The following is a 21224-nucleotide window of genomic DNA, read 5'->3' as shown; positions in this document are numbered from 1 at the left end:
GGTGTTGGGCGGGTGGGTCAGCGCACCCAGCCGGTGAAGCCCTGCTTGCTGCGCCGGCCACCGCCGTGTGGCTCGGGACGCTGGTCGCGATCGGAGCGCTGTAGCGCGGCGGCTGCGGCCCGCACCAGCCATGCGTTGACCGAGCGACCCTCCTTGGCCGCGGCCGCCTCGACCGAGGTCTTGAGCTGCTCGGGGAGGCGTACGTTGATGCGCGCCGCGGGGCCGTCTTCGGCGACGAGCAGGTCGGCGTCGACGGTGCCAGCCGCGGATCCCACGGCCGCGCCGGTATCGACGTTGTGGGCGAAGTCGGGGGCAAAACCGGGGGCGAAGTCGGAAGCTGGGCCCGCAGGCAGGGTGACGACGAAGCTCGGGTCCCGTCCGCGCAGCCGCACCTCGACCGAACCCGGAGCGAGGTCCCGGGAGATCTCGTCGGCCGCCGCCGACAGGGCATCCAGCAGGGTCATCCGGATCGCTGACTCCAGCGCTCCGGTCAGGCGTTCGACGAGCGTTCGGGCCTCTTCGCCGCCGGTTTCGGCGAGCGTGGCGAACTCACGTCCGAGGTTGTTCACATGCGGTGTCAGATCCATGGTGCCACTGTGGCACATGAATGGCACTACTGCAAGCCACTTTGGCTCACCGTGGCGCCATGGTGGCTCTAGCGGTGGTTCTAGCGTTGGCTCTAGGGCTGCAGGAGCTGCTGCAGAATCGCCATCGCGTCCCACACATCGGCGTAGCTGAGAGTCAACGGGGTGAGCCCGAGGCGGAGCAGATCCGGAGCCCGGAAATCGCCCATCACGCCCTGGTTGATGAGCTCCTGCATCACCTGCAGCGCGTCCGGGATGCGCAGCGCCACCTGCGAACCTCGTCGCTCATGCTCGCGCGGAGTGATCACCTCGACGCCGAATCTGGCCAGTTCGCGGTCGGCGTAGTCGATCACCAGGTCGGTCAGGGCCAGCGACTTCTGCCGTACATCGGCGACCGAGACGCCGGTCCAGACGTCCAGGGCGCTGGCCAGGGCCTGCATCGAGAGCACCGGCGGTGTGCCGATCCGCAGCCGTTCGATCCCGTCGGCTGGGCTAAAGTTTTTAGCCAGCGAGAAGGGGTCTTGATGACCGTGCCACCCGGTGATCGGCAGATCTATGACCCGTTGATGCCGGTCGGCCACGTAGGCCCAGGCCGGTGCCCCCGGGCCGCCGTTGAGGTACTTGTATGAGCATCCGACCGCCAGGTCCGCGCCGAGATCGTCCAACCCGATCTCCAGGGCGCCGGCGGCGTGGCAGAGGTCCCAGAGCGCGATCGCGCCGGCGTCGTGGGCGGCGGCGGTGATCGCCGCGGTGTCGAAGAGCTCGCCGCTGCGGTAGTCGACCACGCTGTAGGCGACGACGGCGGTGTCCTCGTCGGGCGCGAATTCACCCGGTGCGACCCGCAGCAGGCGCAGGTCGAGGAGCCGGGCCACCGACTCGGCGATATAGGTGTCGGTGGGGAAGTTGGCGTCGTCGATGACCAGGGTTCGTCGTTGCGGGCGGAGTCGGGCCGCAGCGACCATCGTCTGGAACAACTGGACGCTGGTCGAGTCGCCGCACATCACCTGACCTGGCGCGGCCCCGACGAGCGCGCCGATCCGATCGCCGATCTGCGCCGGTAGGGCCCACCACCCCTGCGAACCGACCTGCTGCTCGCTGGGCTGCCCTTCTCGTGAGCCGCCGGTCGGACCCCAGGAGGTGATCAGATCGTGCCCCCACTGCCGGGTCACCGCGTCGGCGACGGCGGCCGGGGTGGCGGCCGGAAGCGCGCCCAGGGAGTTGCCGTCCAGATAGATCAGCCCCGGCGGCAGTACGAATTTGGCGCGCACCCCGGCCAGCGGATCGGCGGTGTCGGCGGCAAGGGCGTCGCTGCGGGATTGGATGCTCATTCGGTGCCGGCCGGGCACGAGTTCTGCGACATCATGGCCCCCATCTTCGCGCAGTGCGGTGCAGAGACCATGATGGGTGTGACATGAGCGAATCGGATGCGGCTCCCCGGGTGCGTATGACGGGGAAGCAGCGACGGGAGCAGCTGCTGGATGTCGGGCGCTCCCTCTTCGCGGAGAAGGGGTTCCAGGCCACCTCGATCGAGGAGATCGCGCTCCGGGCATCGGTGAGCAAGCCGGTCGTCTACGAGCACTTCGGCGGCAAGGAGGGCCTCTACGCCGTCGTGGTCGATCGCGAGATGCAGTCGTTGATGAATCGGATCGGGTCTTCGCTCACCGGCGGCGGGGCACGGGAACTGGTCGAAGCGGCCGCGCTGGCCTTCCTCTCCTACATCGAGGAAGAGACCGACGGCTTCCGCGTGCTCACCCGTGACTCGCCGGTGGTCTCCGGTTCCGGGACGTTCTCGACGCTGCTCAACGACATCGCCGGCCAGGTCGAGCACATCCTCTCCGAGGAGTTCGCCCGGCAGGGGTTCCAGGTGGAGCTCGCCGGCATGTATGCCCAGATGCTGGTCGGGATGGTCGCCCTCACCGGCCAGTGGTGGCTGGAGGCCCGCCAACCCCCGCGGGAGGTGGTCGCCGCCCACTTGGTGAACCTCGGTTGGAACGGCCTGCACCGCCTGCAGGCGGATCCGAAGCTGCGTACGGCGATCGCGCTCGGCGACTAGACCTCGTCGGCCAGCTCCAGCCAGGTCAGTTCGGCGGCCTCCTTCGCCTCGATCGTCTCGCGAAGGTGACGATCCAGTTCGGCCGTCTTCTCGTAGTCGGTCGCGTGCTTGGCCAGCTCGTCGTGCAGCGTCTTCTCGCGCTTGTCCAGCGTCGCTATCTGACGTTCCAGACGGGTCAACTCCTTGCGGGCGGCCCGGGAATCACCTGATTTTTCCTTCGGTTTCTGGCCGACCACCGCACTCGACGCATCGTCTGCGACCTTGGCTCGCAGGCTCAGGTACTCGTCGATCCCACCCGGTAGCGCGGCCAGTGAGCCGTCGCCGATCAGGGCAACCGTCGAGTCGCAGATCCGCTCGACCAGGTACCGGTCGTGACTGACCACCACTAGCGTTCCGGCCCAGGTGTCCAGCAGATCCTCAAGCGCGGCCAGGGTGTCGGTGTCCAGGTCGTTGGTCGGCTCGTCCAGCAGCAGCACGTTCGGCTGGGTCAGTAGCAGTCGCAGCAGCTGCAGCCGGCGCCGCTCGCCTCCGGAGAGGTCGCTGACCGGGGTCCACTGCCGGTCGTTGGCGAAGCCGAAGCGCTCGGCTAGTTGGGTCGCGGAGAGCTCGACGCCACCGATCTCAGCGGTGGTACGGACCTCCTGGACGGCCTCGATTACCCTTAATTTGTCAGGTAGTTCGTGAATCTCCTGGGATAGGTAGCCGGCGTGCACCGTCGATCCGATGCTCACCGTGCCGCGCTGCGGCTGCAGTGTTCCGGCCAACAGTCGCAGCAGGTGCGTCTTCCCCGACCCGTTGACCCCGATGATGCCGATCCGGTCACCCGGCCCGACATGCCAGCTGATGTCGTCGAGGAGGACGCGGTCTTCGCCGACGGTGACGGTGACGTCCTCCAGGTCGTAGACGCTGCGTCCGAGCCGTTTCTGCGACAACGAGCGGAGTTCGGTCGTTGAGCGCACCGGCGGAACGTCGGCGATGAGGGCCTCGGCGGCGTCGATGCGGAACTTCGGCTTGGAGGTGCGGGCCGGGGCGCCGCGGCGCAGCCAGGCCAGTTCCTTGCGCAGCAGGTTGAGGCGCTTCGCCTCGGTCGTCTCCGCCTGCCGGGCCCGCTCGGAACGGGCCAGCACGTAGGCGGCGTAGCCCCCGTCGAACTGGCGCACCCCGCCGTCGATGACCTCCCAGGTGCGGGTGCAGACGGCATCCAGGAACCAGCGATCGTGGGTCACCACCAGCAGGGCACCCCGTCGGGTGTTGAGATAGTCGGCCAGCCAGGTGATGCCCTCCACGTCGAGGTGGTTGGTCGGCTCGTCGAGCACCAGCAGATCCGCCTGCTGGACCAGGGCCGCGGCCAGCGAGACCCGCCGCCGCTCACCGCCGGAGAGGCGGTCGACGACGGAGTCCAGACCGAGGGCGGCCAACCCCAGGCCGCTAAGGATTCCGCGGATCGCCGAGTCACCGGCCCACTCATGGGTGGCCCCGGTGCCGACGACCAGGTCCCGGACGGTGGCCCCTTCACGCAGCGTCCCGCGCTGCGTCACCGCGGCCACCTCGACCCCGCCGGTGCGGGTGACCCGACCGGAGTCCGGCGTCTCCAGCCCGGTGATCAGGCGAAGCAGGGTCGATTTACCACCGCCGTTGCGCCCCACCACGCCGATCCGCTCGCCGGAGGCCACCCCGAGGGAGACATCGGAGAGGACCGTGGTGGTGCCGAAGGACTTGCCCACCCGCTCGATGTTGATCAGGTTGCTGGCGGCCATCAGCGCATCACCCGTGCGCCGAGCACCGGTCCGGTGGTGACCTTGGCGCTGCGGCAGGTCCCGGAGGCACCGAGGGCGGCCGCGAGCTCCGCCGCCGCCGGGCCGCTCGGGGCCAGGAAGGCGCAGGTCGGGCCGGAACCGGAGACGATCGCGGCCAGCGCCCCGGCCTCTCGGCCCGCCGCGAGGGTGGTGGTCAATTCAGGCATCAGAGCAAGCGCCGCCGGTTCTAGATCGTTGTGCATGTGCTGGGCGAGCAGGGTCGCATCGCCCGATCGAAGTGCTTCGAGCATCGGCTCGGGGACCGCCGGTTCCGGTGTTGACCCGGTTGCCCCGTCCGCCCGGAGCCGGTCGAGTTCACGGTAGGCCGCGGCGGCCGAGATCTCGGCATCGGCCAGGGCCAGCGCCCAGTGGAAGGTGCCCACCGTCATCACCGGACTGAGCACTTCGCCCCGTCCGGTACCGAGGGCTGTCCCGCCGGTGAGCCCGAAGGCCACGTCGCTACCCAGCTCGCCGGCCAGTTCGACCAGCTCGGCGCGGCTGCTGCCGGTGTCCCAGAGCCGCGCGCAGGCGATCAGCGCCGCGGCGGCGTCGGCTGATCCACCGGCCATGCCGCCACCGACCGGAATGCTCTTGGTGATCTCCAGTGCGGCCTGCGGCGGGAGTTCACAGCGCTCGGCCAGCAGCGCCGCGGCCTTCCAGGCCAGGTTGCGCGAGTCCGTCGGCACACGGTGAGCCTCGTCTCCGAGGACGCTCACGCTCAGGCCGCCGGCGACCCTGGCCAGCACCTCGTCGACCAGGTCAACGGCGTGAAAAATCGTGACAATTTCGTGGAAACCGTCCGGTCGGACCGGTCCCACGCCCAGATAGAGGTTGATTTTCGCGGGCACCCGGACTCGTACGGAGAGTAGGGCGGCGTCAGACACTGCTGCAATGCTAGTACGCTGTACAGGTTGCCCCGGCGAGGGACCGTGTCTGCACCAGACTCGAGTCCGTGATCGACGCGGTGTCGGTACCTCGGCGCTCGTCATCTGTGATGCCCTTGCCGAAGCGACACCGCACCGCCACCCGTGCGCGTCTTCAGTACGCGCGCTTATCCATTCGTGAATTGCACCATCGACGTGTCTGAAACTGATTGAGGAGCTCCACCGTGTCTGAAGTTCGCCTAGAAGCCGACGCCCGTACCGAGTTCGGCAAGGGTGGCGCCCGCCGCACCCGCCGCGACGGCAAGATCCCGGCCGTTATCTACGGTCACGGTGCCGACCCGCGCCACGTCTCGCTGCCGGCCCGTGAGTTCGGCCAGGCCATCAAGAAGGGTGGCGCCAACGTGCTGCTCACCCTGGTCATCGAGGGCAAGGACGAGCTCACCATCCCGAAGGCCATCCAGCGCCACCCCATCAAGGGCATCTTCGAGCACGTCGACCTGCTGGCCGTCCGCCTCGGCGAGAAGGTCACCATCGAGGTGCCGCTGAACATCACCGGCGAGCTCGCCCGCGGTGCCCTGCTGTCGCAGGAGAACAACACGGTCAGCGTCGAGGCCGAGGCGACTCACCTCCCGACCGAGATCGAGTTCAGCCTGGACGGAGTCGCGATCGGCACCATCGTCACCGCGGCCGACCTCAAGCTTCCCGCGGGCTCCACGCTCGCCGGCGACCCGGAGCAGGTTCTGCTGCACATCGCCGAGGCGCCGACGGCCGAGCAGGTCGAGGCTGACATCGCCGGTGACACCGCGCCGGCCGCCGAGCCGGTCACCGAGTCGGCCGAGTAGTTCGATTCGCCTGCGGGCACTCGAAGACATCTGAGACAGACACCTGACGCTGCCCATGACCGACGACCGATTTCTTGTCGTCGGTCTGGGCAACCCAGGGCCGAAATACGCGGGAACCCGGCATAACGCCGGGTTCTTTGTCGTTGATCTGCTGGCCGAGCGGGTTGGCGGGAAGTTCAAAGCCCACAAGGGTCGCTGCGACGTCGTCGAGACGCAGCTGGCCGGAGTGCCGGTAGTGCTGGCCAAGCCGAAGTCGTACATGAACGAATCCGGTGGCCCGGTCGTCGCCATCTCGCGCTTCTACAAGGTGCCGGTCGAGCGAATCGCCGTCGTCCACGACGAGTTGGACCTTCCGTTCGGGGCGCTGCGTCTCAAGCGCGGTGGCGGCGAGGGTGGCCACAACGGGTTGAAGTCGATGACCTCCGCGCTTGGCAGCAAGGAGTACGCCCGCATTCGCTTCGGAATCGGCCGCCCGCCCGGACGGCAGGACCCGGCCGACTATGTGCTGCGCGAGTTCGCGTCGGCCGAGCGGAAAGAACTGCCTTTCCTGGTCGATCGCGCCGCTGACGCGGTGGAGATGCTGCTGACTGCGGGCCTGGAACGGGCGCAGAGCCAGTTCAACGACTGACCCTGCCGACCTGCATGCCTGCCGTGCGCTGACCCTCTGACCTGCCGACCTGCCGCCTGCTGCATAACCACCGCGCCGCTGCTTTGTCCGTGGAAGGGCCGCTGTGCGGGCTGGAAGCGGGTTTTCGGGGGACAGAGCGGAGGTCAGAGCAGTCGCTCGGCCGATGCTTCGTGATCGAGCAGCCAGCGCTTGGCCTCCAGCCCACCTCCGAAGCCGGTGAGCGAGCCGTTCGCCCCGATCACCCGGTGGCACGGGACGATGATGGAGATCGGGTTGCGGCCGTTGGCCAATCCCACCGCCCGCACCGCCTTCGGTGAGCCGATGGCTTCGGCCTGCTCGCCGTAAGTCTTCGTCTTTCCATAGGGAATCTCCCGCAGCGCCAGCCATACCCGGCGCTGGAAGTCCGTCCCGGCCGGGTTCAGCTCCAGCTCGAAGCGAGTGCGACGGCCGGCAAAATACTCCTCCAGCTGCGCGCGGACGTCATCGAACGCGCCGTCGTCCACGGTGGCGTCAGCATCCGTCGAGCTGACCCACTCAGGGTGGCGACCGGTCGAGAAGTAGAGGCCGGTGATGCCGATCCGGTCGCGTTTGACCAGCAGCGGGCCGACCGGCGAGGGGATGTGCGTGTAGCGCACTCGAGGCTGCGATTCGTCGTCTCCCCGGTAATTTTCAGGGTGAATGCTATTGCTCAACTTAGTGATCATGCGAACCTGCCCATAGGTGGTGAGATGCGTAGGAGCCCCACGGCGACCACGCTTTGACGGCTTCGGTGAGGTCGATGCCCCGCAGACCGGCCTGGCGGCGGACGATGAGATCTGATCCGAGCAGCACGTCCGGGTCGCCCAGCACTCGCATCACCAGGTAGTCCGCAGTCCATGGCCCGATACCGCCGATCTCCAGCAATGCGGCCCGGGTGGCGTCGCGATCGGCGCCGCCATCGAGCACGAGCGAACCGTCGACGATGGCCGCAGCAACGCAACGGACGGTCTGCGCCCGGGCCCGGGGCATCGGCAGCAGCGCCGGATCGCAGTCGGCGAGGGTGACCGCGCTCGGGAAGAGACGCCACGATGTCTCGCCTTCGGGCTCCAGCGGCTCGCCAAGGGCGCTGACGATGCGTCCTAGCAGCGTCCGGGCGCCACTGACCGAGATCTGCTGCCCCACGATGGCCCGCACCGCCATCTCCATCGGATCGACCGAGCCGGGGGAGCGCAGCCCCGGGCGGGCCTCGACCAGCGGCGCCAGACTCGCGTCGGAGCCCAGGACCAGATCGATCGCCTGCGGGTCGGCGTCCAGGTCGAGCAGCCCGCGCAGCCGGGAGACGGCCGCGACCAGGTCCCGCTGGTCGCTGAGCGCGAGGCGGCAACGGACGAAGCCGTCCCCGGGGGAGAGACGCACCAGCGCGGCGCCGATCGGCAGCCGCAGCGTCCGGGCGAACTCGGCACCGTCAATGCTCTCCACCCCGGGGATCGCCCGAGCGCCCAAGTAGTCCAGCGTCGCGGTCAGGCTCATCGGCCGCCGATAGGCCAGCCGCAGTTCCAGCACTGCGTCGGCGCCGGGCTGCATTGGACTGCGGTGGCGGGCCTTCTCGCGCAACTGGGTTGGCGTGGTGGCGAAGATCTGCAGCATCGTCTCGTTGAACTGGCGGACGCTGGCGAAGCCGGCTGAGAAGGCAACCTCGCTCATGCCGAGCGGGCTGGTCTCCAGCAAGATCCGGGCCGTCTGAGCGCGCTGCGCCCGGGCCAGCGCCAGCGGTCCGGCCCCGACCTCACTCACCAGCGTGCGGTGCAGTTGACGCTCGGAGTACCCGAGCCGGCGGGCCAGACCGGGAACGCCGTCCCGGTCGATGAGGCCGTCACTGATCAGGCGCATCGCCCGTCCGGCCAGGTCACCGCGCACGTCCCACTCCGGCGAGCCGGGTGCCGCGTCCGGACGGCACCGCTTGCAAGCGCGGAAACCGTCGCGCTGGGCGGCGGCCGCGCTGGGGTAGAACGAGACATTGCGGCGCAGCGGTGTGCGGGCCGGGCACGAGGGGCGGCAGTAGATGCCGGTCGAGTGCACCGCGGTGAAGAACCATCCGTCGAAGCGGGCGTCTTTGCCGCTCACCGCGCGGTAGCACGACTCGTCGTCGGGGATGTTCATGACTACAGTGTGCCCGCCCGCGAGCACGCATGCTGGCGGTTTTCGGACATGACGGTTTGCAGCGCCTCGGCGGTCGGGTCGAGGTGGGCGAAGCCGCCGCTCAGCCGGTGTTGCGCAGGCCGGCCGCCACGCCGTTGACCGTGAGCAGCAACGCCCGGTGCAGTTCCGGGGTCACCTCGGTCTCGGGATCGCGGACGCGGGCCAGCAGATCCACCTGCAGGTAGGAGATCGGGTCGAGGTAGGCGTCCCGGATGCTCAGCGTGCGCTGCAGCACGGGCGAATTGTCCAGCAGTGCGGCCTCGCCGGTCACCTTCAGCACCTCGGTCATGGTGAGCTCGTGTTCGGCCCGGATCACCTCGAAGAGGCGCTGCAGTTCGGTCGGCACCAGGGTGGAGACGTAGTGGGCGGCGATGTCCAGGTCGGTCTTGGCCAGCGTCATCTCGACGTTGCTCATGAACGTCCGGAAGAAGTGCCAATCCTTGTACATCTCCGCGACGACGTCGGTGAGGCCGGCCTCGCGGGCCGCCTTCAATCCCGAGCCGACCCCGAACCAGCCGGGGACGATCTGACGCGACTGGGTCCATCCGAAGACCCACGGGATGGCCCGCAGGCCGAGGATGCCGCCGCCGCTGTCGGGGCGGCGGGAAGGGCGCGAACCGATGTTCAGCTCACCGAGTTGCTCGACCGGAGTGGACGCGAAGAAGTACGCCGGCAGTTGCGGGTCGTCGATCAGGCCACGGTAGGTGGAGAAGGCGGCGTCGCTGATCCGCGTCATCGTCTCGTCCCACTGGGCCAGCTGCTGGGCGCTCTGCCGCGACGTCCGGTGCAGGGTGGAGGCCTGCAGCACGGCGGCCAGCGTGAGTTCGAGATTCTCCCGAGCCAGTTCGGGCAGCATGTACTTGTCGCTGATCACCTCGCCCTGCTCGGTGGCCTTCATCTCCCCGTCGAGCACGCCCCAGGGCTGAGCCAGGATCGACTCGAACGTCGGGCCGCCACCGCGTCCGACGGTGCCACCGCGACCGTGGAACAGCCGAATCCGCACCCCGTGCCGAGCCCCGACATCGCGCAGCGTTCGCTGGGCCCGGTGGATCTCCCACTGCGAGGTCGTGATGCCGGCCTCCTTGTTGGAGTCGGAGTAACCGAGCATGACCTCCTGCACGTCGCCGCGGAGGCGGACGATGAGGCGGTAGGTCGGGTCAGAGAGCATGTCGTCGAGCACCTCGCCGGCCCGGCGAAGCTCCTCCACCGTCTCCAGTAGCGGCACGAAGCCGATGCGGGCGAAGGGTTCGTTGCCACCGCCGGCGCCCGAGCCGTGAATGTCGACCAGACGGGCTTCGCGGGCCAGCACCACGGCGGCCAGCACATCGTCGGCGCCGCGGGTCATCGAGACGATGTAGCTCTCGATGACCTCGGGGCCGTAGGTGTCCAGCGCCTTGCGAATGGCGGTGAAGACGGCGAAGGTCTTGGCCCCGGCCTCGTCCAGCGGCGGCGGCGTCTGGGCCAGCGGTCGGCGCGAAGCCAGCTCGCGGGAGAGCAACCGCATGCGGTAGTCACGCGGCAGGTCGGCGTAGAGCCAGGTCTCCTCGACGAGCCGGTCGATGAGCTGGCCGACGGCGTGGTGGTGGGCGTCGGCGTGCTCACGGATGTCCATGGTGGCCAGGTGGAGTCCGAAGACGGCGATGGTGCGCTCGGCGCGGGCCAGTAATCCGTCGGCGATCAGGCCGCCGGCGTTCGCGTGCAGCGACTCACCGATGATCGCCAGCTCGGCCAGCAGGTCGCCCTTCCCGAGGTAGTCATGGCCGGGCACGTGGGGAGAGCCGGCAATCACTCGCTTGCGGGTGTTGGCGATCTTGTGGTTGATGCAGGAGAGCTTGAGCCGGTACGGCTCGGTGGCATTCAGCGTCGGCAGCCGCGGGTCGAGATCGGGGAGGGTCTCGAGGTCCGCGGCGATCGACTCCTGCAGCGCCGCCGATACCCCGACGACCGAGGACGAGGATGAGATCTCGGCGATCAGGCCGTTGATCGCGGCGGTGGCGACGCGGGTGGCGACGTGGTGCTGCAGACGCAGCACATCGCGGGTGACCGTCGCGGTGACGAACGGGTTGCCGTCCCGGTCGCCGCCGATCCAGGTGCCGAACGTGAGCGGGTGCGCGTCAACCGGCAGCTCCACGCCGTGGCGACGCAGCTCGACGGCGAGGTCGGCCGCCATCGCCGGCAGCGCATCGTCGGCCAGCTCCTCCAGGTAGTAGACGGCATTGCGAGCCTCGTCGACCGGGGTCGGCTTGTGCTGGCGCAGCTCGTCGGTCTGCCAGATCAGGTCGACGATCTCGGCCAGCCCGCGGTCCTGACGAGCCCGCGCCCCGGAACCGGCGGCCGTGCTCACCTCAAGGATGTCGGCCACCCGGCGCAGCTTGGTGAGGATGGAGCGGCGACTGGCCTCAGTGGGGTGCGCGGTGAAGACCGGACGGACGGCCAACGTCGCGATGGCCTGCTCGAGCCCCGCCGCTCCGGTCGACTCGGCCACCGCGGCGACCGATCCGGCCAGCCAGCCCTCGTCGGAGGGTCGGTGGTGCATCAGCCGGACCCGGTGCACCTGCTCGGCCACGTTGGCCAGGTGGAAGTAAGCGGAGAAGGCCCGCACCAGCGCGGCGGCGGTGTCGATCGGCTGGCCGGCCAGCAGTTCACGGACGGCGTCGTAGGCATTCTTCGCCGACATCTGGCTGATCGAGGTGGCCGAGGCAGGTTCAGCCGAATCGCCGGCTGTCAGCTCGTTGGCAGCGGAGTTGGCAGCGGAATCGGCAGCGCCGTCGGTGTCGGCCGAGGTGAACTCGTCGGCGTCGTTCTCCACGACGAAGTCGGCCGGGTCGCTGGGCGAGACCGCCGATTTGCTCTGTTTGGTCAGGGTGCGAACCTGCTCGACGAGGGTCAGTAGGTCGCTGCCCTGCTGACGCACCAGGGATTCCCCCAGCAGGGTCACCACCCGGCGCACGTCGGCGCGCAGTTCCGTGTCGTCAGTCAGTGGGGGCGTGTTTTCCTGCGTCGCGGTCACCCGGCCATTCTCCCCCACCGGCCAACTCGGTGCCTCGTAGTGATCTGCATCACAGTAACTATTCGCTCTTCGAATCGTTGTTACGGATGGTGAGATTTTGACTCCGGAGTGATGACAGTCGATGGACAGAATGCCTATCCCGTTGACTACTTTGCCGTCAAGCGCGATTTCGACTTTCGCATTCACCTCACGCGTTATAGGTTGGCTCCGGTATCAGAGTGCCGGTGGGGCCGGCGTGAAGAAACTGCGAATATTCGGCGGTGCAGGGGCACTGACGGGTCATTCGGTGTCGAGGGTCACAAACTCGGCGTAGTGAACAGATGAAGTATCAGGGGGGCGCGCACTCCACTCTTGGGTGGCAGTGAGCAAATCGGGGGGCCTTCGCAGCTTGCTGCGGAGGGCCAAAATGGGGGAAAAATGAACACCGGGGGCCATTCGGCTGCCGATGTGACGATGGAGAGCGCTGGCTTGCCGCCAGTAAACTCCGCCATCACAACGCTGGCAGCCGCAGATCAGACCGTTACGGTCACAAAGTCAGATTCGTCGGAGTCCGAGCGCGGCATTTCGCCGGTCTCGTCAACCGCGTCAGTGACGACGCAGGCGGCACACCGACTCTTCACTCCACACCGCGTTCGCCGCGGTCAGCGCCGGCAGCAGTCAAGCGTCGCCGCCGCCACCATCACCTACGAAGCCAGCGTCGCCGACGAGTTCGACGCCCAGCGCCGTCCGTCAACGCCGCAGCCGCTGCGCGCCGCCATTGAGGCGAGCACCACCTCGCGTGACCAGTGGGTCGGCCGCTACCAGAACATGCTGAAGACGGTTGACGTCCTCAGCGCGCTGGTCGCCTCGGTCGTCGCCTTCCTGCTCCGCTTCGGACCGGACACCGGTACCGCGCAGCGGATGCACTACCCGCTCATCATCGCGCTCATGCCGCTGGCCTGGCTCGCCGCCATGTCTTTCAACCACGCCTACGAGGCGCGGGTCGTCGGAGCCGGTCAGGATGAATTCCGCCGTGTTTTCCGGGGTTTCCTGCATCTTGGTGCGGCCATCGCGGTCGCTTCTTACGCGGTGCACGCTGAGATCGCCCGGGGCTTCGTGCTGGTCGCTCTGCCGCTGGCCCTCGTGCTGGACGTTGCCGGCCGCTACACCGCCCGCAAGTGGCTGCACCGTCAGCGCACTGTCGGCCGGGCGATGACCTCGGTCCTCGCCGTCGGCGAGCCGCACGCGATCCTCGAGTTCGGCGAGATGCTCAGTCGTGACCGGTACGCCGGAATGCGGGTCGTCGGGGCCTCGCTGCCGACGTCGGCCATGCGCGACCGCGAGGCCATCGCTGAGCTCGCCGCCGCCGGGATCCCGGTGCTCGGCGACGTCGACGCGATCGTCGACTCCGTCCGTGACAGTGGCGCCCACACCGTCGCCGTCCTCTCCTCCGGCGAGCTCGGCGCGCAGAAGCTGCGGTGGATCTCCTGGCAGCTCGAGGGCACCGACGCCGACCTGGTCGTGTCGCCGGGGCTCACCGAGGTGGCCGGAACCCGCCTGCACATCCGTCCGGTTGCCGGGCTGCCGCTGCTGCACGTCGAGGAGCCGGAGTTCAGCGGCACCCGCCGTATCTTCAAGGGTGCCTTCGACCGCACGCTGGCCGCCTTCGCGCTGATCGTGTTGTCGCCGCTGATGCTGGGTGTGGCGCTGGCCGTCAAGTTCACCAGTGCCGGTCCGGCGCTCTTCCGCCAGACCCGCGTCGGTCTCGACGGAGGCACCTTTAGCATCCTCAAGTTCCGCTCGATGACGACCGACGCCGAGGCCCGCAAGGCTGAGCTGATGGATCAGAACGAGAACGACGGACCGACCTTCAAGATGGCGCACGACCCGCGCGTCACCCGCGTCGGCCGCGTCATCCGCAAGCTCTCACTGGACGAACTGCCGCAGTTGGTGAACGTCCTCAAGGGCGAGATGTCACTGGTCGGCCCGCGGCCGCCGCTGCCCAACGAGGTTGCCGAATACGCAACCGAGGTGCACCGGCGCCTGCTGGTCAAGCCGGGTCTCACCGGCCTCGGTCAGATCAGTGGCCGCAGCAACCTGAAGTGGGACGAGGCCGTCCGCCTCGACCTGCGCTACGTCGAGAACTGGTCCTTCACGTTGGATCTGATGATCCTGTGGAAGACCTTCGGCGCCGTGCTTCGCAGTGACGGGGCGTTCTGAGAGGGGCCGAGTTGAAGCGTTCTTCCTTATCAATAAGGGGAATCGCTGACTCAGTCATGCTCGCAGACGGCGCAATCGAGGTCGGCGGGCCGCTCAGCGGCCCGCGACACGATCTCTCCACAGCGGCAGACCCAGCCCGCCGGACGGGCCGGATTGCCCAGCACCAGCTGGTGGGGCAGCACCGAACGGGTCACCACGGCGCCGGCCGCGACCAGGCAGTGCTCGCCGAGTTCGTTGCCACAGACCACCGTGGCGTTGGCGCCGACCGAGGCTCCCTTTCGGACCCAGGTCTCGGTGAGTCGCCACTCGCCGGTGGCCCGGGGGTTGAGGTCGTTGGTGAAGACCGCGGCCGGGCCGACGAAGGAGTCGTCCTCCAGCAGCACCCCGGCGTAGACGGAGACGTTGTTCTGGATCTTCACCCGGTCACCGATCTGGACACCGTGATCCACGAAGACGTTCGCGCTGATCTGAGCGCCGGCTCCGATGCGTGCGTCGCGACGGATGTGCACGTTGCGCCAGATGCGGGTCTCGGCGCCGATCTCGACTCCGGGTTCGATCTCAGCGCTCGGGTGCACGAACGCGGTCGGGTCGATGTGAGTCGGGTCGGTGGCGGTCGGGTCGAAGTCGCCGGCAGGGGCATTCATGGTTATGGCTTCACCTCTCTGAGTTGCCCGATGGTAGTGCGGGTCGGAGCGGGTGTGCACGTCAGGGCGAACACTATTCGGTCGCCACGCGCTTACGCTGAGCAACGGCGCCCGGCAATAAGTACGGTAAGTCCGAATTTTTGGGAATCGAAAGCTGGCGACACTTTCAACAGTTTCCGAGTATTCGTTTCAAAGGGCGGCGAGATAATTTCCGCGTTAAGCTCGTCTGGCGTCGCACACAGCGGGACGTATATCAAGCTCGGGGGAGTTTTGCGATGACAATCGCGCAGAAGGCAAAGTCGGTTCGGGCGCGGCGTTGGACCAGTATGACCGTGGCGACGCTGCTCCTGGCAGCGCTCTTCAACGCACTACCGGCCACCCCGGCCTCGGCCGCAACCGGATCCTCCTGCGGCACCACGGTGAACGCGATCGTCTGCGAGAACCGGCTCCCCGGAACGCCCGAGTCGGTGTGGGACATCGACGGCGCGGGTGATTCGACGATCCAGGGCTTCTCGACCGACATCAGTGTGAACGCCGGCGGCACGATCGGTTTCAAGATCGACACCCCGGCCAAGGCCTACACCATCGACATCTACCGCCTCGGCTACTACGGCGGTGACGGTGCGCGCAAGGTCGCTTCGATCTCGCCCTCCGCCGCGCTCCCGCAGACCCAGCCCTCTTGCGTCACCGACCCGACCGTCAGCCTCGTCGACTGTGGCGACTGGGGATTGTCGGCCTCCTGGGCCGTGCCGTCGACCTCCGTCTCCGGCGTCTACATCGCCAAGCTGACCCGGACCGACACCGGTGGCGCCAGCCACATCACCTTCGTCGTCCGCAACGACGCCAGCACCTCGGACGTTCTCTTCCAGACCTCGGATGAGACCTGGGAGGCCTACAACCGCTACGGCGACGCCGACTTCTACACCGGCTCGACGACCGACATGTGGGATTCGCCGTCTCGGGCCCGCAAGCTCAGTTACAACCGTCCGTTCGCGACCCGTGAAGACAACTCAGGCCGGGACTTCCTCTTCAGCAACGAGTTCCCGACCATCGAGTTCATGGAGGAGAACGGGTACGACGTCTCCTACATGGCCGGCGTCGACGTTGACCGCTACGGTGCCACGCTGCTGAAGAACCACCATGTCTTCCTGTCGGTCGGCCATGACGAGTACTGGTCACAGGCGCAGCGCACCAACGTGGAGAGCGCGCGTGATGCGGGCGTCAACCTGATGTTCCTCTCCGGCAACGAGGTCTACTGGCACACCCGGTTCGAAGCCAGTATCGATGGCAGCAACACCGCCTACCGAACCCTCGTCTGCTACAAGGAGACCTGGGACCAGACGGCCTCCGATCCCACCGGTGAATCGACCGCAACCTGGCGAGACCCTCGGTATGGGGCGGCGCCGGGCGGGTCGAACCCGGAGAACGCACTCACCGGCACGATGTACATGTCCAACTCCGACGACCTGGCCCTCACCGTCACCGCGGCTCAGGGCAAGACCCGGATGTGGCGCAGCACCGGACTGAACTCCATGACGGGTGCCTCGACGGTCTTGGCTCCGCACACGATCGGCTACGAATCCGACGAAGACGTCGACAACGGCTTCCGGCCGGCCGGACTCATCGACCTCTCCACCACCGTCGGTTCCACCCCGGAGGAGCTGCAGGACTTCGGACAGGTAACCGCCCCCGGGACGACGACCCACCACATCACCGAGTACCGCGCGGCGAGCGGTGCCCTGGTCTTCGGTGCCGGGACGATCCAGTGGGGCTGGGGCCTGAGCGACGACCACGACGGCATCGAATCGCCGGCTGACGCACGTATGCAGCAGGCGACCATCAACCTTTTGGCCGACATGCACGCTCAGCCCACGACGCTGATGGCCGGCCTGGTGGCCGCCACCGCCAGCACGGACACGGTGGCTCCGACCTCGACGATCATCAGCCCCGCGGCCGGTGCCACGATCGCCAACGGCACGTCGGTCACCGTGACCGGCACCGCCACCGACTCGGGCGGCGGCGTTGTGGCCGGCGTCGAGGTCTCCATCGATGGTGGAGTCAGCTGGCACCCGGCCACCGGAACGAGCTCCTGGTCCTACACCGGGATCGTGCACGGCGACGGAGCCCTGAAGATCCTTTCCCGGGCCAGCGACGACAGCGCGAACGTCGAGACGCCGTCGGCCGGCTTGACCGTGACGACGAAGTGCCCCTGCACGCTCTTCGGTTCCGCCACGCCGACGACCCCGGACGCGGCTGACCCGTCAGTCAACGAGCTGGGCGTGCGCTTCACGACCACCGCCGCCGGTTTCATCGATGGCGTGCGGTTCTACAAGTCGGCGGGCAACACCGGTACCCACACCGGAACGCTCTGGTCCGCGGCCGGGGTCGCTCTGGCCACCGGCACCTTCACCGGTGAGACCGCCTCCGGTTGGCAGTCAATGACCTTCAGCGCGCCGGTGCAGGTCGCCGTCAACACGACCTACGTGGTGAGCTACTACGCGCCGGCCGGGCACTATGCCGCCGACAAGAATTTCTTCTACTACCGCGACTATCAGGCCAGCCCGCTGGTCGCCGAGGCCAACTCGCCGACCAACCCGGCTTCCTTCAACGGGGTCTTCTTCAGCGGTGGCCACGGCTTCCCGACCACCACCTACGGCGGCGCCAACTACTACGTCGACCCGCTCTTCTCCGACGCCGCCAGCCAACCGCCGGCCATCGCCTCGCAGCTCCCGCTGGCCTCGGCCCTCGGCGTACCGGCGACGGTGACCCCGAGCGTGACCTTCTCGGCGCCCATCAACCCCGCCAAGCTTGCCTTCACCGTCTCCACCGGGGGTACGCCGACCGCGGGTGCCGTCTCCTACGACCCCGCAACCCAGACCGCGAAGTTCACGCCTTCGGCTGCCTTGCAGCCGGGAGCGACCTATACGGCGAGCATCTCGGCCACCGGAACGAACGGGGTCGCGATGGCGCAACCGAAGGTCTGGACCTTCTCAGTGGCCACTCCCTGCCCGTGCACGCTCTTCCCGTCGAGCATGGTGCCCAGCGTCCTCGACTCGCAGGACGGATCAGCAGTAAATCTCGGGGTGAACTTCGTCCCGGCGAGCAACGGCTTCGTCGCCGGCGTCCGGTTCTACAAGACGGCGGCCAACGTCGGAACGCACACCGGATACCTCTGGTCCGCCGACGGCACCCAGCTCGCCACCGGAACGTTCAGCAATGAGTCGGCAACCGGCTGGCAGACTCTCGTCTTCTCCTCGCCAGTCGCCGTCACCGCCGGCGTCACCTACGAGGCCAGCTACTACGCGCCGAGCGGGCACTACTCGGTCGACTCCGGGTTCTTCGCCACCGCCTTCGTCGATGGCGTGCTCACCGCTCCGGCCGGCAACAACGGCCTGTACTCCTACGGTGTCGCCGGAATTCCGACCTCGACGTACAACAGCGCGAACTACTGGGTCGACCCGATCTTCACCACCCAGAACGTCAACAGCGTCTCGCCGAAGCCGTCGGCCATCGGTGTCTCAGTTGCCACCTCGGTGACCGCGACGCTCGGCGCCGACGCGCCGCCGGCATCGGTCTCACTGACCGTGACGGCCGGTGGAACCAGAGTCAACGGTGTCACCACCTATGACGCCGCTTCCCGGACGGTCACCTTCGCGCCGTCAGTGGCGCTGGCGCCGCGCACCGTCTTCACCGCCACGCTGAGCGCGACCGACACCACCGGTGCGGCCTTGGCGGCGCCGAAGACCTGGACCTTCACCACCAGTGGCCCGACCGTCTGCCCGTGCACCCTCTTCGGGTCGGAGTCGGTACCGACACTGGCCGATTCGGGTGACTCCAGCGCCGTGAATCTGGGTGTCAGCTTCACGTCGACGAGCTCCGGCTATGTCAGTGGCATCAAGTTCTACAAGTCGGCGGCGAACACCGGTACCCACACCGGCTCCCTCTGGACGGCCGACGGAACTCAGCTCGCCACCGGAACATTCACCAGCGAGACGGCCAGCGGTTGGCAGACGCTCTCCTTCAGCACGCCGGTCGCGATCTCGGCCAACGTCAACTACGTCGTCAGCTACTCGGCACCGAACGGTCACTACTCGGCTGACAGCGGTTTCTTCACCTCCGACTGGGTGAGCGGTCCGCTGACCGTGGCCGGCGGCACGAATGGCCTCTACGGCTACGGCGGTCCCGGTTTCCCGACTTCGACCTACAACCAGACGAACTACTGGGTCGATGTCGTCTTCTCGACCAGCCCGGTAACCCTGCCGACAGTGACCGCGTCGACGCCCGATGCCGGCTCGACCTCGATGCCGCTCAGCCTCGTGCCGACGGCGACGTTCTCCACCGCCATGGACCCGACCTCGATCAGCTTCACGCTGAGCGCCGGTGGCGCCACGGTGGCCGGCTCGACCAGCTACAACGCGGCGACCAAGACGGCTTCCTTCACTCCCACGTCGCCGCTGAGTGCCGGGGTCACGTACACCGCAAGTGTCGGTGGCGCTGACCTCAGCGGGAACTCGACGGCGAACCCGGCTATCTGGTCGTTCACCACGGCCGGTACACCGGCTTGCCCGTGCGGCCTCTTCTCCACCGCCGCGACGCCCGCGCTGGTGGACGCCGGCGACGCGGATGCGATCACGCTCGGCGTCAACTTCACGCCGGCCCGCTCGGGCTACGTATACGGCGTCACCTTCTACAAGTCGGCCGCGAATACGGGTGTCCACACCGGTTCTCTGTGGGGCACGGACGGCACGCTGCTGGCCACCGGAACCTTCTCCGGCGAGTCCGCTTCGGGTTGGCAGACGCTGAACTTCGCAACCCCGGTCGCGGTCAACGCGGGGACGCCGTACATCGTGAGCTACTACGCGCCGAACGGCCACTACTCGGCGGATGGCGGCTACTTCGCCAACGGATACGGCTACGGTGCCCTGCAGGCGACGGTTGGTGCGAACGGCTTGTACAGCTACTCGTCGACTGGCATGCCGACCTCGACCTTCAACGCCAACAACTACTGGGTGGGGCCGCTGTTCAACGACACGCCGACCGTGCCCACGCCCACGCCCACGCCGACACCTGTCCCGACGCCGACGCCGGTTCCGACGCCGATCCCGGACACCACGCCGCCGACGATTACCGCGGTCAACTCCTCCGGATCGGGCACCACCGCCGTCGTCACGTGGACGACCAATGAGGCCTCGACCAGCACGGTCAACTACGGCACCTCGGCGACCGCGTTGAACCTGACCGTCACCTCGCCCTCACTGGTCACCGCGCACAGCGTCTCGCTGCCTGCGTTGGCCGTGAACACCCGCTACTACTACCGCATCACCTCGGCGGATGGGTCGCAGAACTCCGCCGCGTCACCCTCCACCGCGGGGGCGACCTGGACCTATGCCCCGACCATCGCGCCGATCGTCGACTCCACGACCGCCGACTTCACCCTCGGCACGAAGACGTCGACGGTGGTCTCGGCCAACGGTGCGGGCGAGGTGATCCTGACCCCGGCGGCCAGTGCTGAGTTCACCGGCACCGCGCTGCCCACCGGCTGGACCTCGAGTGCCGCGGTCACCGGTGGGAAGACGACGGTTGCCGGCGGCGTGGCGACGATCAAGGGCTCGACCCTGATCAGCACCGCGACCTACTCGGCCACTCGTAGCTTCGAGACGGTGGCCACCCTCGGGGTCAACCAGACCATCGGTTGGGTCGCGTCGTCGAACAGCTCGGTGAAGGCGAGCCTCACGGTCAACTCCTCGGGCCAGTTGGTGGCATCGGTGAACGACGGGCTGCTGAACAATGCCAGCTCGGTCATCGCCACCGGGTGGGTCGTCGCCTCGCACAAGTTCCAGATCGCGTGGACCTCCTCGGCTGTCACCTTCTATGTGGATGACGTCCAGAAGTACACGCACAACTTCACGGCGCTCTTCGGCGCGATGCGTCCGCAGTTCTACGACGGTGTCACCACCGACGCCGGGTTGGTCGTCACCTACGTCCGAGTGGCGCCGTACGCGACGTCGGGGACCTTCCTATCCCGCGTCATCGACGGTTCGGCCGCCGTGACCTGGGATGCGGCCACCTGGGATGCCACCGTCCCGACCGGCACGACGATGGTCGTGAAGGTGCGGACCGGGAACACAGCCACCCCGGACGGAACATGGACGGCCTACACGACGCTCGCTGCGTCCGGGGCGCTGGTCAGCAAGACGTCGCGCTACATCCAGTACCAGATCACCATGACGACGACTGGCACCGCGCTCGTGACGCCAACCTTCCGATCGCTTCAGTTCGGGCTGCACGTCTGAGAAAGCAATTTCAATCAGACCTCCATGCTCGCAATGTGAAACACTCGAAGAACGATGTATCTGCTCGGAGGGGCCTGCCCGGAATCGGTATGTGCTCTGCGCGCCGGGTTTAG

Annotated in this window: 13 protein-coding genes; 5 read left to right on the top strand and 8 right to left on the bottom strand. The window is 67.7% G+C overall.

Annotated elements, in window-relative coordinates:
* Positions 1-17: 17 nt before the first annotated feature.
* Positions 18-587, bottom strand: coding sequence for a toxin-antitoxin system HicB family antitoxin (locus tag CPH63_RS00255; RefSeq protein WP_096301043.1), 570 nt, complete (start codon positions 585-587; stop codon positions 18-20).
* A 92-nt stretch (positions 588-679) separates the two neighbouring features.
* Positions 680-1912 (bottom strand): kynureninase, encoded by a 1233-nt coding sequence (kynU, locus tag CPH63_RS00250; RefSeq protein WP_096301042.1) that lies wholly within the window; start codon positions 1910-1912, stop codon positions 680-682.
* 83 nt (positions 1913-1995) lie between these two features.
* Here kynU and CPH63_RS00245 point away from each other — a divergent pair, with 83 nt between their 5' ends.
* Positions 1996-2637 (top strand): TetR/AcrR family transcriptional regulator, encoded by a 642-nt coding sequence (locus CPH63_RS00245; protein WP_206745621.1) that lies wholly within the window; start codon positions 1996-1998, stop codon positions 2635-2637.
* On the opposite strand, the gene CPH63_RS00240 is transcribed toward CPH63_RS00245, so the two are convergent.
* Positions 2634-4394, bottom strand: coding sequence for an ABC-F family ATP-binding cassette domain-containing protein (locus CPH63_RS00240; protein ID WP_096301040.1), 1761 nt, complete (start codon positions 4392-4394; stop codon positions 2634-2636). The two genes, CPH63_RS00245 and CPH63_RS00240, sit on opposite strands and share 4 nt — an antisense overlap.
* The gene (locus CPH63_RS00235) at positions 4394-5317 is read right to left on the bottom strand and encodes a 4-(cytidine 5'-diphospho)-2-C-methyl-D-erythritol kinase (protein WP_241895766.1); all 924 of its coding nucleotides are present in this window, start codon (positions 5315-5317) and stop codon (positions 4394-4396) included. Before CPH63_RS00235 ends, CPH63_RS00240 begins: the two co-directional genes overlap by 1 nt.
* A 224-nt stretch (positions 5318-5541) precedes the next feature.
* Between CPH63_RS00235 and CPH63_RS00230 the strand changes: the two genes are divergently transcribed.
* Both CPH63_RS00230 and pth read left to right on the top strand, forming a co-directional pair.
* Positions 5542-6159: a 50S ribosomal protein L25/general stress protein Ctc gene (locus tag CPH63_RS00230; protein WP_096301038.1), complete on the top strand. Its 618-nt coding sequence runs from the start codon at positions 5542-5544 to the stop codon at positions 6157-6159.
* A gap of 55 nt (positions 6160-6214) precedes the next feature.
* On the top strand, positions 6215-6787 hold the full coding sequence (pth, locus tag CPH63_RS00225; protein WP_096301037.1) for an aminoacyl-tRNA hydrolase: 573 nt from the start codon (positions 6215-6217) through the stop codon (positions 6785-6787).
* A gap of 143 nt (positions 6788-6930) precedes the next feature.
* Here the strand turns inward: pth and CPH63_RS23350 are convergent, their stop codons facing one another.
* The 3 genes from CPH63_RS23350 to ppc form a co-directional block, all read right to left on the bottom strand.
* A complete protein-coding gene (locus CPH63_RS23350) occupies positions 6931-7479 on the bottom strand; it encodes a methylated-DNA--[protein]-cysteine S-methyltransferase (RefSeq protein WP_305778086.1) in 549 nt (182 codons plus the stop codon).
* A 1-nt stretch (position 7480) separates the two neighbouring features.
* Entirely contained in the window at positions 7481-8926 is a 1446-nt protein-coding gene (locus CPH63_RS00215; protein ID WP_096301035.1) for a DNA-3-methyladenine glycosylase 2 family protein, read from the bottom strand.
* A 100-nt stretch (positions 8927-9026) separates the two neighbouring features.
* On the bottom strand, positions 9027-11975 hold the full coding sequence (ppc, locus tag CPH63_RS00210; protein WP_206745620.1) for a phosphoenolpyruvate carboxylase: 2949 nt from the start codon (positions 11973-11975) through the stop codon (positions 9027-9029).
* Between the two features lie 588 nt (positions 11976-12563).
* On the opposite strand from ppc, the gene CPH63_RS00205 reads away from it, so the two are divergent.
* Positions 12564-14174, top strand: a complete 1611-nt coding sequence (locus CPH63_RS00205) for a sugar transferase (protein WP_197704505.1) — start codon at positions 12564-12566, stop codon at positions 14172-14174.
* A gap of 50 nt (positions 14175-14224) precedes the next feature.
* Here the strand turns inward: CPH63_RS00205 and CPH63_RS00200 are convergent, their stop codons facing one another.
* The gene (locus CPH63_RS00200; protein WP_096301033.1) at positions 14225-14818 is read right to left on the bottom strand and encodes an acyltransferase; all 594 of its coding nucleotides are present in this window, start codon (positions 14816-14818) and stop codon (positions 14225-14227) included.
* 275 nt (positions 14819-15093) lie between these two features.
* Between CPH63_RS00200 and CPH63_RS00195 the strand changes: the two genes are divergently transcribed.
* A complete protein-coding gene (locus CPH63_RS00195; RefSeq protein ID WP_197704504.1) occupies positions 15094-21111 on the top strand; it encodes a DUF4082 domain-containing protein in 6018 nt (2005 codons plus the stop codon).
* Positions 21112-21224: the final 113 nt, after the last annotated feature.

Origin of the sequence: Jatrophihabitans sp. GAS493 (assembly GCF_900230215.1) — a bacterium.
Lineage (GTDB): Bacteria > Actinomycetota > Actinomycetes > Mycobacteriales > Jatrophihabitantaceae > MT45.
Note: the sequence above shows the minus strand (reverse complement) of the source record. Positions and strands in the feature narration are given on the sequence as shown.

Bases quoted from the DNA above. Each gene is read 5' to 3' on its own strand.
- CPH63_RS00255 (WP_096301043.1), bottom strand. From the start codon at position 587: ATGGATCTGACACCGCATGTGAACAACCTCGGACGTGAGTTCGCCACG.
- kynU (WP_096301042.1), bottom strand. From the start codon at position 1,912: ATGAGCATCCAATCCCGCAGCGACGCCCTTGCCGCCGACACCGCCGAT.
- CPH63_RS00245 (WP_206745621.1), top strand. From the start codon at position 1,996: ATGAGCGAATCGGATGCGGCTCCCCGGGTGCGTATGACGGGGAAGCAG.
- CPH63_RS00240 (WP_096301040.1), bottom strand. From the start codon at position 4,394: ATGGCCGCCAGCAACCTGATCAACATCGAGCGGGTGGGCAAGTCCTTC.
- pth (WP_096301037.1), top strand. From the start codon at position 6,215: ATGACCGACGACCGATTTCTTGTCGTCGGTCTGGGCAACCCAGGGCCG.
- CPH63_RS00215 (WP_096301035.1), bottom strand. From the start codon at position 8,926: ATGAACATCCCCGACGACGAGTCGTGCTACCGCGCGGTGAGCGGCAAA.
- CPH63_RS00200 (WP_096301033.1), bottom strand. From the start codon at position 14,818: ATGAATGCCCCTGCCGGCGACTTCGACCCGACCGCCACCGACCCGACT.
- CPH63_RS00195 (WP_197704504.1), top strand. From the start codon at position 15,094: ATGACAATCGCGCAGAAGGCAAAGTCGGTTCGGGCGCGGCGTTGGACC.